Consider the following 15,491-nt stretch of genomic DNA (forward strand, 5'->3'; position numbering starts at 1 on the left):
TTGCAATCATCCTTGCACCCGCCTAGAATACTGCACCCCTTTTATTAGGGTTGGCGTCGTATTGTCTGGAATATTGCTTTAGCGATATCGGCGTTGCTTTGAAAAAAGCACTAGAAACGGGCAGTTAAGCTGCCGCCTCCTTGCTTCTTGCGGGCTGCGAGTCTGCCGGAAGCTGTTGAAACCGTAGGGAGAACTCATGCGTCACTACGAAATCGTATTTATGGTACATCCGGATCAGAGCGAGCAGGTGCCCGCGATGATCGAGCGTTATACCGGCGTCATCACTGAAGATGGCGGTCAGGTACATCGCCTGGAAGATTGGGGCCGTCGTCACCTGGCTTACCCGATCAACAAGATCCACAAAGCTCACTACGTGCTGATGAACGTCGAATGTTCACAAGCTGCCATGGACGAGCTGACTCACAACTTCCGCTTCAATGACGCGATCATTCGTGACCTGATCATCCGTCGCGATGAAGCTGTTACCGACCTGTCTCCGATGAAGGCGGCCGAGTCCCGTGAGGACCGTCGTGCTGGCGGAGAAGACCGTCCCCGTCGTTCTGCCGAAGGCGAGCGTCGTCAGGCTGAAGACGCCCAGGGCGAAGAAGAGTAAAACCACCGAAGTTGAGGAGTTCATTCATGGCTCGTTTTTTCAGACGTCGTAAGTTCTGCCGCTTCTCGGCAGAAGGTGTTAAAGAGATCGATTACAAAGATCTGGACACCCTGAAAGGTTACATCACTGAAACCGGCAAGATCGTGCCCAGCCGTATCACTGGTACCAAGGCACGTTATCAGCGTCAGCTGGCTACCGCTATCAAGCGCGCGCGCTACCTGGCTCTGCTGCCTTACTCGGACAGCCACGATAACTAAGTTTCAGAAATAATCGACAGGACTTGGGACCATGCGTGCTCTAGCACAGTTTGTAATGCGAGGTCCCCTGCAGGCAGGTGTGGTAGCCGCCATAGCGACCGCCGCGCCTTTGCTGTTTTGGGCAGGAGCCGCCGTTGTAGGCCTGGTTATTCTCAGGCTTGGCATCAGTCAGGGGTTGAGTATTGGCCTCTGGGCCTTGCTGCCAGCAATGGGCTGGGCGTGGATCGGACAGGATCCGACAGCGCTCGCCGTATTGCTGCAAGTAATGCTGATGGCATCGGTACTTCGAACCACCCTGTCCTGGGAGCGGGCACTGCTCAGTAGCGGTGTTCTGACCATAGGCATAGGGTTGTTGCTGCCTGTTCTGTACCCGCAGTTGCTTGACCAGCTGGTCAGTGCGGGAATGGAGTTATATCGGCAGTACGGCATTGAGGTATCTCCTGAGTCGGGGAGCCAGCTTGAGCTGGATATCCGGCACACCATGGTGGGCAGTATGTCTGGCATGTTTCTCGCCACCGCCGTCTTCATGACGATGCTGGCGCGGTCATGGCAGGCCGGGTTGTATAACCCGGGAGGGTTCCGTAAGGAGTTTCATGCCTTCCGGTTGTCCGTCCCCGTTGCTATCGGGTGTGTTGCTGCTGTGCTGGTTGGACCCTCGTTGGGGCTGAATCCGGTACTGGTGGCCTGGGCTGCAGGGCTACCCCTGTTCCTGGCGGGTATTGCGCTGGTGCACGGCGTTGTCGGTGCCCGGGCGATGGGTTCTCACTGGCTGGTGATGTTTTACATAGCACTGGTTCTGCTGGGTCCGAGTTTGATGTTTCTGTTACTGGTTTTGGCGTTTGTGGATAGCTGGCTGGATTTCCGGGGGCGGATTAAACCCTCGGGATCGGCTGAATAAAGCACGAAGAGGTTAACGAGATGGAAGTTATTCTGCTCGAGAAAGTAGCAAACCTTGGCTCTCTGGGTGACAAGGTGACTGTTAAGGCCGGTTACGGTCGTAATTTCCTGCTTCCTTACGGCAAGGCTGTTGCTGCCACGGAAGCAAACGTGAAGGCGTTCGAAGAGCGTCGCGCTGAGCTGGAAAAGGCTGCTGCTGAAAAGCTGTCTACTGCCCAGTCTCGCGCCGAGGCTCTGGAAGGTGCATCTTTCACCATCACTTCCAAGGCTGGTGACGAAGGCAAGCTGTTTGGTTCCATCGGTGTTCGTGACATCGCTGAAGCCATCACTGCTGGCGGCACCGCTGTTGAGAAGAGCGAAGTTCGTTTGCCGGAAGGTCCGATCCGTGTGACCGGCGAATTCGACATCGAGCTTCAGCTGCACAGCGACGTGACTGTCGAGGTGAAGCTGGCTGTAGTAGCCGAGTAAGAGGAGCCGAGTAAGGCAGGTGCTGTAGCCAGCTCTGCCCAACTCAGCCCCGTGCGCCGCACTGCCTGGCAGCGCGGACGCATAACAGGCCCGGGCCGCGAAAGCGGATTCCGGGCTTGTTGCTTTCTGGTATGCTTGTAGCTCGCGATACCGGGACCCTATCCTGGGCTCCGGCTCGCCGCTGAAGATTCTGAAAGACATCATCGAAGATCAATTCCCATGGCCAACCCAAACCTGAAAGCTGCAGCCACTGACCTGGAAACCTCCCGTGTCAAAGTGCCACCTCATTCTCTGGAAGCAGAGCAGGCGGTACTGGGTGGCTTGATGCTCGACAACCGTCGCTTCGACGAGGTGTCTGAGATTATTTCCTCCGACGATTTCTATCGCCAGGATCACCGGCTGATTTTTGCGGCGGCAGAGCGTCTGGCCAGTGAAAGCGAGCCACTGGATGTGGTGACCCTGGCCGAGTTCCTGGACCGGGCAGGGGATATTGAAGATGCGGGTGGCCTCAGTTACCTGGCTGAGCTGGCGGAAAAAACCCCTGGTGCCGCCAATATCCGGGCGTATGCCGAAATTGTGCGGGAGCGGGCGGTTCTCCGGAAGTTGATTGAAGTCTCCGGCGGGATCGTCGATTCCGCCTTTAACCCCCAGGGGCGGTCCAGTGATGAGTTGCTCGATGAAGCCGAGCGACAGGTCTTCAACATCGCGGAGTCCCGCAACAAGCAAGGTTCCGGGCCGGAAAGCATCAACCCAATCCTGACCAAGGCCCTGGGGCGGATTGAGGAATTGTTCGAATCCGATGGTTCCATCACCGGCCTGACCAGTGGCTTTCGTGACCTGGATGAGCGTACCTCGGGAATGCAGCCGGCTGACCTGATCATTGTGGCCGGTCGCCCTTCTATGGGTAAAACGACCTTCGCCATGAACCTGGTGGAAAACGCTTTGCTGAAAACCGGCGAGCCAATCCTGGTGTTCAGTATGGAAATGCCCTCGGATTCCATCGTGATGCGTATGCTGTCGTCGCTGGGGCGTATTGACCAGACCAAGGTCCGGAGTGGAAAGCTCGAGGAGGATGACTGGCCGAGGCTGACCTCAGCGGTGTCCCTGCTAAAAGACAAGCCCCTTTATATCGACGATACCGCAGGCCTGAGCCCAACGGAAATGCGCTCCCGGGCCCGGCGTGTTGCCCGGGAAAATGGCGGCAAGATCGGCATGATCATGGTGGATTACCTGCAGTTGATGCGGGTGCCCGGAAACAACGAAGGCCGGACTGCGGAGATTTCCGAAATTTCCCGATCCTTGAAAGGTATCGCCAAAGAGCTCAATTGTCCGGTGGTGGCGCTGTCCCAGCTTAACCGGAGCCTTGAGCAGCGCCCCAACAAACGACCGGTAAACTCCGATTTGCGGGAATCCGGTGCGATCGAGCAGGACGCCGACGTGATCATGTTCGTGTACCGGGACGAAGTTTATAACGAGGACACCCCGGATAAGGGCGTCGCAGAAATCATTATCGGTAAGCAGCGTAACGGACCCATTGGTACGATCCGCCTGGCCTTTATCGGTAAATACACCAAGTTTGAAGACCTGGCCCACGGCCATGGCGACTACGACGACGAATACTGATGCCTCGCCCCACAGTTGCACATATTGATCTGGAGGCCCTGCGCCACAATTACCGCCTGGCGCAGGAGCTCGCTGGTTCGGCCTCTGCCATGGCGGTGATCAAGGCCGATGGTTATGGTCACGGCATTCGTGCGGTTGCCCGTGCTCTGGCGGACGATGTCCGCTGCTTCGCGGTAGCTTGCCTGGAAGAGGCGCTGGCGGTGCGTGATGAAGGCCTGGAGCAAACGGTTGTCCTGCTGCAGGGCGTACACAGTGAGCAGGACATGGTGACCTGTGCCTGCCTGGGCTTTGAGCTGGTCGTGCACAGCGATTACCAGCTCGACTGGGTGTTAAACAGTACTGAGCGTGTCCCGGTGTGGGTCAAGGTCAACAGTGGTATGAACCGGCTCGGTTACCGTCCTTCCGAGTTGCCAGTGGTGATGGGCCGACTGGCGGAGGCCGGCTGTGTTCCCAAAGGGTTCCTGACTCATTTTGCCTCGGCGGATGAGTTCGACAGTCCGGCGACAGAGGGGCAGACGGAGGCCTTCAGGGGGGGAGTGGCACCATGGCCGGAGCTGCTGTTGAGCGTGGGTAATTCCGCGGCCCACTTTCGTGCCGGGCAGCCCCTGTTCGACTGGAGCCGACCTGGAATCATGCTCTACGGCGCATCGCCAATGGCTGACCGCAACGCTACAGAACTGGGGCTTAAGCCAGTGATGACGCTGGAGTCAGAGCTGATTGCTGTGCGTACCCTTCAGCCTGGGGACAGTGTCGGTTACGGCCAGACCTGGACGGCGGAGCGGCCGGTACGGATGGGTATCGTGGCCATTGGTTATGGTGATGGGTATCCCCGTCATGCCGGTACCGACACGCCGGCCTGGACCAATGGCAACCGTATTCGGCTGATTGGTCGGGTTTCCATGGATATGCTCGCCGTTGACCTGACGGATGCGCCGTCGGCGCAGGCCGGCGATAAGGTGGAGCTGTGGGGGTGTCACGTGCCCATTGATGAGGTTGCCCGGCATGCCGGTACCATCGGCTATGAGCTGCTGACCGGGGTCACCGCACGGGTTCCCCGGCGCTATCACGACTGATGGCGAAGATCAGGCCGGCGTTTCCGGTTCGTGGATGATTTCTTCAATGAAGTCGAGAATGCTGATCAGGCTGCGTTCGTCCAGCTTCTTGAGCACCTTGTGAACCACCATCTTGCTGCCTTTGAGCATGCTGCTGATGCCCACCTTGGCCATGCCCATCATCATGTTGCCAGCGTTGAGGCGGCGCAGGGGCTCAAGGAAGAAAAAATCCAGTCCTGATTCGGTGAGTTCCACGATCAGCTGATAAAGCTTCTCAACGGCGTCCTTATCCGCTTTGCCGCGGCTACGAAGCTCGCCTACGGTGTAGAGGGCCTTGGTCCTGAGTTCGTCGTCAATCGGGGCGACGATATGGCTATGCGCTTTCAGCATGTTGATTCCTGTTTTTTATGCTCATTATCTGGGTTGAGTCGGGCCTGATCGTATTCTAAGGGCTGGGCGAGGCCAGGCATTGGCTTGGGCGCGGGTGGCGTGCTGTCAGATTAGTGATTTTGCAGGTGATTGCCTGTACCTTAACGGTTTGAATCTTGGAGCCCGAGAAATCCTGTGAAAGTGCTTGTCGTCCATGATTACGGCCCGCTGGGTCGGGTCCTGTTGGAACAACTCAAGAAAACCTCGTTGGTGATCAGTCCACTGTTGATCAGTGAACCTGGCAGCGCCGACATGACGGCGCTGGCCGACTGGATACCCGAGGAAACTGATCTGATCGTCAATGCCCTGTGGCTAAGTGATCCGGCGAAGGCGGAGGCGAATCCAGAGGCTGCCCGACAGACCGTGTTTTCCATTCCCATGGCGTTGGCTGAACATGCCCGCGAGCATGACATTGCGTTGATGCAGCTGTCGTCGAGTTACGTCTTTGACGGCCGCAAGCAAAGTGCTTATCTGGCCTCCAACCCTGGCCACCCTTTCAGTCAGCTGGGCAACTGGCAGTGGGAGTGCGAACAGGCGTTGCGTACGCTCTTGCCTCGCCACCTGATCCTGCGCACCGGCTGGAGCCTTGGGCGGTATATTCAGTTGATCCAGGCCTGTCAGGGCAGGGGAGGCACAGTGCTCCCGCTGTCCAGCCGTTACCGGGGCCAGCCGGTGGCGTCCCGCGACCTGGCCAGGGTGATGATCGCGGTCTTGCAACAGCTCGATTGTGGTGCCGAGTTGTGGGGGACTTATCAATACACCGGTGCCGAGGAGATTTCCCAGTACGAACTGGGGCAGGCGCTGACTGAAATGATGGGTGCTGACGACGGTGTGAAGGTGCTTGATGAGGCGCCTGGATGGGCCGCGCTGGAACCTGAAAATGCCACACTGGGCTGCACCAAGATCCGCAATACCTTCGGGATCAAGCAGCTGCCCTGGCGTACGCTGATGGAAGATGAGTTGGAGCTGATGCGGGTCAGTCGCAGGGTTGAGCAAACCGCTCAAGGGGAGTGAGCAAGGCTGGAGATCACTCCAGCCGCTTGATCAGCAGCCTTTGCGGCCGCAGGCTGGTTGATCGTCTTCCTGGCTGATGTTCTGCAGAGCGTCGAGATCCAGCAGCTCTACTTCCCGTCCCCGAGCCCGGATCAACCCCTGGTTCTGGAAGCGGGTAAACACCCGGCTGACAGTTTCCACCGCAAGGCCGAGGAAGTTTGCGATGTCGTTGCGGGCCATTGGCAGGTTGAACTGGGTTGGCGACAGCTTACGGCGGGCAAAGCGACCCGACAGGGACAGCAGCAGGCTGGCGATCCGCTCTTCCGCTGTACGCTTACTCAGCATCAGTGCCAACTGGTGACTGTTCTGGATTTCCTGGCTCATCAGGTGGAAAAAGTGATGTTGCAGTCCCGGGAGCTTGTGAGTCAGGTCGTCCAGATGTTCTACCGGCAGTTCGCACACGCTGGTGCGCTCCAAGGCTTTGGCTGAGCACGCATAGCTGCTGCTGCTCATGCTGTCCAGGCCAATCAGCTCACCAGGCAGGAAGAAGCCCGTGACCTGTTCATCCCCGTTTTCCGTGACGATAGAGGTTTTTACCGCGCCGCTACGAACCGCATAGCAGGAGCGGAAAGGCGTGCTTTGCTCAAACACGTAGTCTCCACGACTGTAGATCTGGCCCTGCTGGATCACATCCTCCAGACGGTCGAGATCGTCGTCACTGACCGCCAGTGGCAGGCAGAGGTTGCTCAGGCTGCATTGCTGGCAAGAAGCCTTGAGTGGGGAGTTCTTACCGGTTTTAATCGTTTGCGCCATAACCTGTCGTCATGCCCGAATGAAAGCCAAATACAAACCTGCGTACCTTAATACGATCTGCCAGTAATGCCAACGCTCATGGTGGAATCTACTGAACCATGCAGGTAAACCGGCGGTGCAGGAGCCGAACGTCGACCAGTATACCCGAACAGCGGTTACTGGTCTTTGGTTGGCTTGCTCCTGCACCGCGGTCGATGCTGGGCCTAGTCGTTGATGGCCTGGAAGATCAGTGAGGCGTTGGTGCCACCGAAGCCGAAGCTGTTGGACATGACGGTCTTGAGCTCAACGTTGCGAGCATCGGGCCCGACGATGGGAAGGTCTGCAATTTTTTCATCGCGGTCGCTCAGGTTGGCGGTGCCAGCAATGAAGCCGTGTTGCAGCATCAGCAACGAATAGATGGCCTCATGCACACCAGCCGCACCCAGGGAGTGCCCGGACAGGGATTTGGTTGATGAGATGGCGGGTACGTTATCGCCAAAGGTGCGCGCTACGGCGCCCATTTCGGCGACATCGCCGACCGGAGTGCTGGTGCCATGGGCGTTGATGTAGTCGATGGGTGCCGATACCGTGGCCATGGCCTGCTTCATACAGCGTTCAGCGCCTTCGCCAGACGGCGCAACCATGTCGTAGCCGTCGGAGGTGGCACCGTAGCCGGTCAGTTCCGCAATGATGTTGGCGCCGCGGCGACGTGCATGCTCCAGCTCTTCCAGTACCAACATACCGCCGCCGCCGGCGATCACAAAGCCATCGCGACCACTGTCGAAGGGACGGGAGGCCGTTTCCGGGGCATCGTTGTACTTGGTGGACAGGGCGCCCATGGCGTCGAACAGCATGGTCAGGCTCCAATGCTCTTCTTCCCCGCCGCCAGCGAACACAATGTCCTGCTTGCCGGCCTGGATCTGCTCCATGGCGTGGCCAATACAATGAGCGCTGGTGGCGCAGGCCGATGACATGGAATAGTTGATGCCGCGAATCTTGAACGCGGTGGCGAGGCAGGCGGAGACCGTGCTGGTCATGATGCGCGGAACCATGTAGGGCCCGATGCGCTTGACCCCTTTCTCCCGCATGATGTCGGTTGCTTCCACCTGAGTTGAGCAGGAGGCGCCGCCAGACCCTGCGATCAGACCTGTGCGGTCACTGGATACCAGCTCGTCGGTGAGACCGGCAGAAGCGATGGCCTGCTCCATGGACAGGTAGGCATACATGGCCGACTGGCCCATAAAACGGCGGAGCTTGCGGTCGATGACATCAGTGTCGACGTCGATGGAGCCGGAGACCTGGCTGCGGAAGCCATTTTCCCGGTAGCTCTCGTTGAAGCGAATGCCGGACTTGCCGTTTTTCAGGCTGGCCAGCACGTCGTCTACTGAGTTGCCCAGGCAGGAAACAATGCCCATACCGGTAACAACAACCCGTCTCATAAACTCCTCCTCTCGGGGGCTCGTGGACCTTTCAGGTCCCCTGTAATGGCCGCCGTTGCAATGACTGTACTGTATGACCGCCAGTTTATGTGGTTTGCAATGGCAACGGTATGTGACCTTGGTACGGTAACATAGCCGTTCCGTACAAGGCGTGCCCGACAGACCCTGCTAACCTGCTGTTTTAACCTCGATAACCAGAATAACGACAGTTCAAGGAGCAAGCGGTGCGCACACTTCAGCAATTTCTGTCCGACTACGGTGATAGCCATCGGAACCCGTTGAACCAGTGGATTCATATTATCTGTGTTCCGGCGATTCTGATCTCCACTCTGGGGCTGTTCTGGCTGATTCCCGTTGGGGCCTGGTTGCCGCTGTCAGATTCAGTCGCCTTCTGGGTCAATGGTGCGACGATCCTTGGGGTGCTGTCTGGCCTTATTTACCTGCGCCTGGGTTGGTGGGTGTTTCTGTTGATGGCAGGCTGGTTTGCGCTGTCGCTGTGGATCATTTTGGCGGTGCTTGGGGCGGGCTGGTCGCTGTTGTGGCTCAGTCTCGGGGTCTGGGTAGCCGCCTGGATTGTGCAGGTTTATGGTCACAAGGTGGAAGGCAAGAAACCCTCTTTTGTGGATGACCTGGTGTTTCTGCTGATTGGACCAATCTTCGTCAGCATCGAGTTTGTTGCCAAGCTCGGAGTGCCTGTCCCCCTGGCTCTGAGCAACCGCAACGACCATACCCCGGCAAGGGGCCACTGACACGAATGTTTGCGGTATGCTGGGGGTTTACCGGCATACCGCAGGATTCTGTCTATGGCCCAGACTCAGGGGCGACTGTACCTTTGGCCTGACCATTGGCAACTGGTTGGCCGCCTGTTGCCCAACAAGACCCATCGTCACATCAGCGCGTCGTTGCTGATTGGGCTCGATGGTGCGTTTCAACTGCAATGCCAGGGCCAATGGCGAACTACCCGGGCAGCGATTGTCGCGCCGGATATTCCCCAGGCTCTCGACCCCGCAGGTATCCGGCTTTGGTGCGTCCAGCTCGACCCGGACAGCGACCATTGGGCCCGGCTGAAACCGTTGCTCAACGGGGAGGCATCGGCCGATCTGGATTTGCCATCGGCCATGGTTTCGGTGGGGGAGCAGCCAGGCTGCGACACGATGGCGGGTCTGCTCGACCAGTTGGTTGACCACCTGGCGATGGATGGCGGCGCGCCAGACGGCCGCATCCAGACCAGTTGCCAGTACCTTAGGGAGACGCTGCCAGACAAGCTGGACCTAGCCGAGCTGGCATCGCGGGTCAATCTGTCCAGCTCCAGATTGACCCATCTTTTCCGTGCCGAACTGGGGGTGGCGCCCCGGCGCTTCCTGTTGCACCTCAAGATCAACCGCGCCCTGGCCCATTGGGAGCCGGGCAAGTCGGTGTCTCAGCTGGCCGCCGAGGCGGGCTTCTATGACCAGCCTCATTTGGTGCGAACCGCCCGCGACATGTTTGATGCCCTGCCATCGGAGTACGTATCCGGGCGCGGGGTGGAGCTCTACCGCTGCTTTTGCCGTTGAGCCTTTTGGGCTTCGCGGGCCGCTTCTTCCTCCGCCAACGCCTTGGTTTCTGCTTCAACCATCTCCGGGGTTTCCAGGGAGATGGGGCCGAGCTTGCCGCTGCGTAATTCATTCAGCAGAACTTCCGCCACCTTGTGCAGATCCGGAATACCGCCGCGGCTAAAGAAGCGGCGGCGTTCGGCAATGGCATCCATCACGGCGACACCGTCCCGTGGCAGGGCGTCGAGGTTGTAACGCTCGATGAGAACGTCCGGGTAGGTCGCCAGCAGGTGGTCCGCTGCAAACAGGGCGACGTCTTCAAAATCAATGACTGCACTGCGGATGGCGCCGGACACGGCCAGCCGGTAGCCACAGGCTTCCGGCGACAGTTTCGGCCAGAGGAATCCGGGAGTGTCATAGAGCAGGATGTTGTCCGGCAGCTTAATTACCTGCTGGGCCTTGGTGACGGCGGGCTCGTTGCCGGTTTTGGCCACGGGGCGGCCTGCCAGGGTATTGATCAGGGTGGACTTGCCCACATTGGGGATACCCAGGATCATCACCCGCAACGCGCTTTTCTGGCGATCGTGCCCGCTGGTCATTTCACCGGCCAGACGCAGGATGTCCAGGGCTTCCTGGCGTTGGTTATGGGTCAGGGTAATGGCACGAACACCACGTTCCTGCTCCAGGTAGGCTCGCCAGCGTTCGGTAATGGCCGGGTCCGCCAGGTCCCGTTTGTTGAGGATCTTGATCACCGGCGTGTCACCACGCAAGGCCGGAACCAGCGGGTTTTCGCTGCTGAACGGCAGGCGCGCATCGAGGACTTCGATAATGAGGTCCATCTGCGGCATGATCTTTTTGATCTCCTTGCGGGCCTTATGCATATGCCCGGGAAACCAGTTTATGGCCATGGAAGATACTCCGGTGATGTTCGAATCGCGCCATTATGGCGGGGAATGACCAAACTTTCACATTTCTGCCACCTCCTGTCTGGTGGCGGCTGGTTACAATTTGGCCAGATTTGATGCTGAAAACGCGAACCGGACGGGTGTTTTCAGCCTGAACTTTGCTTTAGGGTGAACGACTTCGGACGTATCACCAAGCCTACTGCACGACGGAGATCGCTATGAATCTGAAACAGTTGCTGGGGGCCGCCCTGGTGTCCCTGAGCCTATCCTTTCCCGTTCTGGCCGAGCCTGTGTCACAGCCTGACCAGGTCGATCGCCTGGCCCAGCTGGTGGCGTTGACAGACGATCAACAGACCCGCATACGCGATATTCTGGGCGAACTCCAAGGCCAGATTCGAGATCTCCGTGTCGAGGCTCAAGGGCTGCAGCAAAAACTCCAGGACCACGTCAAGCCGGATTACGACGAAGCCGCCATCCGTGCCGATGCCGAGAAACTGGGGGACCTGTCCGGCGAAATCTCCGCCCTGTCCACCCTGTTGCAGGCCCGGGTCGACAGCGTGTTCACCCAGGAGCAGCGGGATGAACTGGACCGTCAGATGCGTGAAGCGCAGCCGGGGCCAACCCTGTAAATGGGGTGCCCCCGGCCTCGTTCGTTCAGGCTTCCGCGCCGAACGGCTTGAACAGCAGGATCAGTTTCGGCAGCAGCGTCAGAGCGCCCAGCAGGGCCATCAGCATGGCAAAGCCGGTAAACAGCCCGAAGTAAATGGTCGGGATGAAGTTCGACAGCACCAGAATCGAGAAGCCTGCGATGATGGTGATTGAGGTGTAAGACATGGCTCGGCCGATGCTGCGGTGGCAACGGTGCATGGTCGCCACATACTTGCGGTCTTTGGCGAACTCGACCTTGAAGCGGTGGATGTAATGAATGGTGTCATCCACCGCGATACCGACCGTGATGGCCGCCACGGTGATGGTCATCATATCCAGTGGAATCCCCAGCCACCCCATCAGCCCCAGCACGGAGCCCGCTGCCAGCAGGTTGGGGGCCATCCCGATCAGCGCCAGCTTCAGTGATCTGAACAGCAGCAGGAACATCGCCATGATGGCCAGGAAGACGGCACCGATGGTCTTGATCTGGGAGTCGAACAGGCTCTGCAGCATGTTGTTGTACATAACCGTCATGCCGGTAAACAGAACCTGGTCTTCGCTGAAACCCATTTCCTGGGTCAGGTGCGTCTGAATGCGATCCAGCAGCTGCTGGCGCCGTAGATCCGGGGAGGTTTCCAGCAGGCGAATGCTGAACCGGGCTTGGTCATGGTGCTCGGAAATATAGGGCGTTAACAGGGTGTCGGTAAGGTCATCCGGCACGGCCGCAGGTACAAAGGCCAGCTGCAGCGCATCCAGTGGTTGGCCTTCATTGATCTGCGCGAGCAGGTCCAGGGTGGTCGAAATGGACAGGACCTTTCCGGTTTCCGGCAGGCTGTCCAGATATTGGTGGACCTGTGTCAACCGCTCCATCTTCTGGTAGGTGTACCAGGTATCCCGGTGCTCCTCATCGCCGCAGTCATCAACGAATGGGTCACAGTCGCTGGCGAACGGGTCGTCGAAGCCGTTGGTTTCCGGAGCCGGGTCGTCAGTAATGATGACATCCAGCGGCGTGGTCCCGCCCAGTCGGTCGTCAATAACGATCATGCCCTGATGGATTTCGGTGTCGGGTTTGAAGTAATCAATAAAGCTGTTTTCTACCGTCAGCCGGCTGACACCCCAGGCGCAGAGCACGGCCAGTATCAGTGAAACGGTCAGTACCAGCGTGCCATGGTGTTCGGTCGCGCTGGCGAACAGGTCGGTCAGGGGACGGCGGTTTGAGGTAACCCGGGCGTCTATGGGCGGCGGAAGTACCCGCAGCAGCAGTGGGAAGACCAGAAAGGTGATCAGGAAGGCCACGGTCAGGCCGATGGTCATCATCCAGCCAAAATCGATCACCGGGCGGATGCCACTGAAGGTCAGCGAGCCAAAGGCCACGATGGTGGTTACGGCCATGTAGAAACAGGGCTTGATCATAGCGGCGATGGTGCGCTCCAGCGTTTGCTGTGGCTCGGCGCCGGGTTCATCGTGCTGAAACTCCCGGTAACGGACGATCAGGTGAATGGTCAGCGACAGGGTCATGATCAGCAGTAACGATACAAAGTTGGAGGAAATAACCGTCACCGGCCATTCCGCCCAGCCCAGGTAGCCGATCACCAGCCACACGGTGAAGCCACAGCACAGTATCGGAATGACCACCCAGCGCCATTGCCGGAAAATGATGGCCAGGGTCAGCAGCAGGAACACCAGAACCCCGACGCCAAACGTGGAGATGTCGTTCTGGATGAAGCGGATCATGTCGGCCACGATCATCGGCACGCCGCCCAGGTGGATGTTGGCGTGTTCGCTGTGGCGCTCGATGATGGCGCGAACCTGGTCAATGGTGGCGTCCCGGCGTGCATCCAGCGCTTCGGTCAGCGCCAGGAACCGGGCTTCCGTATCGGCGAGGGTTTGACGGGCGCTTTCGGTAGTGTGGGGGCCGGTCACGGCGTCCCTGGCGGCCTGTCGTTCCGCAAGACGTTCAAAGTACTCTGGCGGGGTGGGCAGGTTGACCTGGATGGCCGTCGTGCGGCTGTCGTTGCTGATCAACAGGTTGGGGTAGAGCGGGCTGTCCAGCAGCGCCTCACGGGCTTCCAGCGGGGGGACGCCGTCGCCGTCGATCGTGAGTATTTCTTCATCAACCGTGTTCAGGCTCAGGTTCGGGCTGTGCAGTAACGGCACATTAAGGATGCTGTTGGTGGAGCCAACGGCGTCCACCTGCTCCAGTTCGTCCCGCAATGCCCGGAGCGACGCCAGTCCCTGCTCTGTAAAGAGGTCATGGTCTGGGGTGTAGGTAACAATCAGGAAGTCATCTGAGGTGGTAAAGCGCTGGTTGATGGTGCGGTACTGTTCGAGGGAGCGGTCGTTTTCCAGTACCAGGGACTCAGCGGATGCATCCAGCCGGAAATGATCAAGCCGGAGGCTGGCGATGATCAGCAGCAGGACAAAGACAGACAGGGCGATTACCGGGTGATTCAGGATCAATCGCCGGTAAAGGGATCCGAACATGCTCATGGGACAGGTCATTCCACTGGGTTTTTTCGAACGCGCAGTGTGCCATAAACCGCTAGTTAACGCTGACCTTATTCGCCGCTTCTTCGAGGGAGTCAATCAGGGCCTTGAGGCGCTGACTCATCTCAGCGCTGTCTGAAAGCTGCGATACCATGTTCTGGGTTGCCTCACGAATGCTCTGGACATTGGCAATGACATCGTCGGTGGAGGCCGTCTGGTCGGCGGAGACCGTAGCGATCTCCTCGTTGGTGTGGTCGATCCGGCTGACCACTTCGTTAATGGCTTCCAGCGCTTGCTGGCCTTCCTGGGCTTCATCAACGCAACGGCCGGCGTCCAGGGAACTGACCGTCATCTGGCTGACGGCGGCGTCCATGGCCTGCAACAACCGGTCGATGGTGCCCTGGATCTGATCCGTGGAATCCTGAACCCGCTGGGCCAGTTTGCGGACCTCATCAGCCACCACCGCAAAGCCGCGACCCTGCTCGCCGGCCCGGGCTGCCTCAATGGCCGCGTTGAGGGCTAGCAGGTTGGTCTGCTCGGCAATGCCTTTGATCTCGGCCACCGCCGAGCTAATTTCCTGGGAGTTCGCCGCCAGTGACTGGACGCTGTTGGCGGACTGCTGGATGGCTTCGGCAAGCCCGCGGATGGAGACGGTGCTCTGACTGACCCGCTCACCGCCATGCACGGCGGCATTGCGGGCTTCATGGGACAGGGTCTTGGCGATCTCTGCCTGTTCGGCAATGCCGTTGAAGCTCTGCAGCATGGTTTCGATCATTTCCGCAGACCGGTCGGTGCCGGCCTGTTGGCGGCTCAGCTCATCCCGCCGTTGTTCGGCGGCGGTGGCCAGTTCCCGCACCTCATGGTGAAGCCGGTCGATGGCTTCCTTCATGCTGCGTACCACCGCCATGGTGCGATCCTGCATGGCGTTGAAGGCCATAGCCATCTCGCCGATTTCATCGCGGGAATCCACCAGTGCCCGCTGGCTCAGGTCGCCGGAGTTCTGTACCGCAACCATGGTGCCTTTGAGCCGGTGAACATGGCGTTCAATGAAACTGATTAGCAGCTGGGAACCCGCCATTTCAAGCCCCATCAGCACGGCAACAACCACGGCAAACTCCAGCGCGGTATCGCTGAACACATCCCAGAACGGCCGTCCGGTGGCTGCCGCGATATGGTTCATGGCATAAAGCACCAGCAGGCAAAGCACCGCCAGTACCACAATGTTGAGTAGCCAGAATTTGTACTTGAGTCGTGCGTTCCTGAGCAGTCGCAGCATACGGGGCTCGCTATCCGGTCAATCTGCTGTTGGTCACCCGGGGTCAGCCGCCGGTGACGCATGCAAAAGCATAAAGATAG

16 protein-coding genes are annotated in these 15,491 nt (G+C 58.8%); 10 read left to right on the top strand and 6 right to left on the bottom strand.

Annotated elements, in window-relative coordinates; translation table 11 throughout:
- Window positions 1-196: 196 nt before the first annotated feature.
- From rpsF to alr, 6 genes are all read left to right on the top strand, one after another.
- Complete coding sequence (gene rpsF / locus BMZ67_RS17735; protein ID WP_092026495.1) at window positions 197-613, top strand: 30S ribosomal protein S6; 417 nt, start codon at window positions 197-199, stop codon at window positions 611-613.
- Window positions 614-639: 26 nt separating this feature from the next.
- Complete coding sequence (gene rpsR / locus BMZ67_RS17740) at window positions 640-870, top strand: 30S ribosomal protein S18 (protein ID WP_091816889.1); 231 nt, start codon at window positions 640-642, stop codon at window positions 868-870.
- A 31-nt stretch (window positions 871-901) separates the two neighbouring features.
- The gene (locus BMZ67_RS17745) at window positions 902-1,768 is read left to right on the top strand and encodes a hypothetical protein (RefSeq protein ID WP_092026498.1); all 867 of its coding nucleotides are present in this window, start codon (window positions 902-904) and stop codon (window positions 1,766-1,768) included.
- Between the two features lie 20 nt (window positions 1,769-1,788).
- On the top strand, window positions 1,789-2,235 hold the full coding sequence (rplI, locus tag BMZ67_RS17750; protein ID WP_092026501.1) for a 50S ribosomal protein L9: 447 nt from the start codon (window positions 1,789-1,791) through the stop codon (window positions 2,233-2,235).
- 219 nt (window positions 2,236-2,454) lie between these two features.
- Window positions 2,455-3,858, top strand: a complete 1,404-nt coding sequence (dnaB, locus tag BMZ67_RS17755; RefSeq protein WP_092026504.1) for a replicative DNA helicase — start codon at window positions 2,455-2,457, stop codon at window positions 3,856-3,858.
- Entirely contained in the window at window positions 3,858-4,931 is a 1,074-nt protein-coding gene (gene alr / locus BMZ67_RS17760; protein ID WP_092026507.1) for an alanine racemase, read from the top strand. Before dnaB ends, alr begins: the two co-directional genes overlap by 1 nt.
- A gap of 9 nt (window positions 4,932-4,940) precedes the next feature.
- Here alr and BMZ67_RS17765 read toward each other — a convergent pair whose 3' ends face one another.
- A complete protein-coding gene (locus BMZ67_RS17765; protein ID WP_092026510.1) occupies window positions 4,941-5,300 on the bottom strand; it encodes a hypothetical protein in 360 nt (119 codons plus the stop codon).
- A gap of 174 nt (window positions 5,301-5,474) precedes the next feature.
- On the opposite strand from BMZ67_RS17765, the gene BMZ67_RS17770 reads away from it, so the two are divergent.
- Window positions 5,475-6,353 carry a sugar nucleotide-binding protein gene (locus BMZ67_RS17770; protein WP_092026512.1) on the top strand — a complete coding sequence of 293 codons (879 nt, stop codon included), beginning with the start codon at window positions 5,475-5,477 and terminating at the stop codon, window positions 6,351-6,353.
- A 30-nt stretch (window positions 6,354-6,383) separates the two neighbouring features.
- Here the strand turns inward: BMZ67_RS17770 and fnr are convergent, their stop codons facing one another.
- Together fnr and fabB are read right to left on the bottom strand one after the other, a co-directional pair.
- On the bottom strand, window positions 6,384-7,145 hold the full coding sequence (fnr, locus tag BMZ67_RS17775; RefSeq protein ID WP_092026515.1) for a fumarate/nitrate reduction transcriptional regulator Fnr: 762 nt from the start codon (window positions 7,143-7,145) through the stop codon (window positions 6,384-6,386).
- A gap of 203 nt (window positions 7,146-7,348) precedes the next feature.
- Entirely contained in the window at window positions 7,349-8,563 is a 1,215-nt protein-coding gene (gene fabB, locus BMZ67_RS17780; protein ID WP_092026518.1) for a beta-ketoacyl-ACP synthase I, read from the bottom strand.
- Between the two features lie 224 nt (window positions 8,564-8,787).
- Here fabB and BMZ67_RS17785 point away from each other — a divergent pair, with 224 nt between their 5' ends.
- Window positions 8,788-9,312, top strand: a complete 525-nt coding sequence (locus BMZ67_RS17785; protein ID WP_092026520.1) for an Mpo1 family 2-hydroxy fatty acid dioxygenase — start codon at window positions 8,788-8,790, stop codon at window positions 9,310-9,312.
- 54 nt (window positions 9,313-9,366) lie between these two features.
- The gene (locus tag BMZ67_RS17790; protein ID WP_092026524.1) at window positions 9,367-10,116 is read left to right on the top strand and encodes a helix-turn-helix transcriptional regulator; all 750 of its coding nucleotides are present in this window, start codon (window positions 9,367-9,369) and stop codon (window positions 10,114-10,116) included.
- On the opposite strand, the gene ylqF is transcribed toward BMZ67_RS17790, so the two are convergent.
- Window positions 10,095-11,003 carry a ribosome biogenesis GTPase YlqF gene (gene ylqF, locus BMZ67_RS17795; RefSeq protein WP_092026526.1) on the bottom strand — a complete coding sequence of 303 codons (909 nt, stop codon included), beginning with the start codon at window positions 11,001-11,003 and terminating at the stop codon, window positions 10,095-10,097. The genes BMZ67_RS17790 and ylqF overlap by 22 nt on opposite strands.
- 215 nt (window positions 11,004-11,218) lie before the next feature.
- Between ylqF and BMZ67_RS17800 the strand changes: the two genes are divergently transcribed.
- Window positions 11,219-11,629 carry a Spy/CpxP family protein refolding chaperone gene (locus BMZ67_RS17800; RefSeq protein ID WP_092026529.1) on the top strand — a complete coding sequence of 137 codons (411 nt, stop codon included), beginning with the start codon at window positions 11,219-11,221 and terminating at the stop codon, window positions 11,627-11,629.
- A gap of 25 nt (window positions 11,630-11,654) precedes the next feature.
- On the opposite strand, the gene BMZ67_RS17805 is transcribed toward BMZ67_RS17800, so the two are convergent.
- On the bottom strand, window positions 11,655-14,138 hold the full coding sequence (locus BMZ67_RS17805) for an efflux RND transporter permease subunit (RefSeq protein ID WP_092026532.1): 2,484 nt from the start codon (window positions 14,136-14,138) through the stop codon (window positions 11,655-11,657).
- Between the two features lie 52 nt (window positions 14,139-14,190).
- Window positions 14,191-15,411 (bottom strand): methyl-accepting chemotaxis protein, encoded by a 1,221-nt coding sequence (locus BMZ67_RS17810; protein WP_092026535.1) that lies wholly within the window; start codon window positions 15,409-15,411, stop codon window positions 14,191-14,193.
- Window positions 15,412-15,491: the final 80 nt, after the last annotated feature.

This window comes from Marinobacter zhejiangensis (assembly GCF_900114775.1).
GTDB lineage: Bacteria > Pseudomonadota > Gammaproteobacteria > Pseudomonadales > Oleiphilaceae > Marinobacter > Marinobacter zhejiangensis.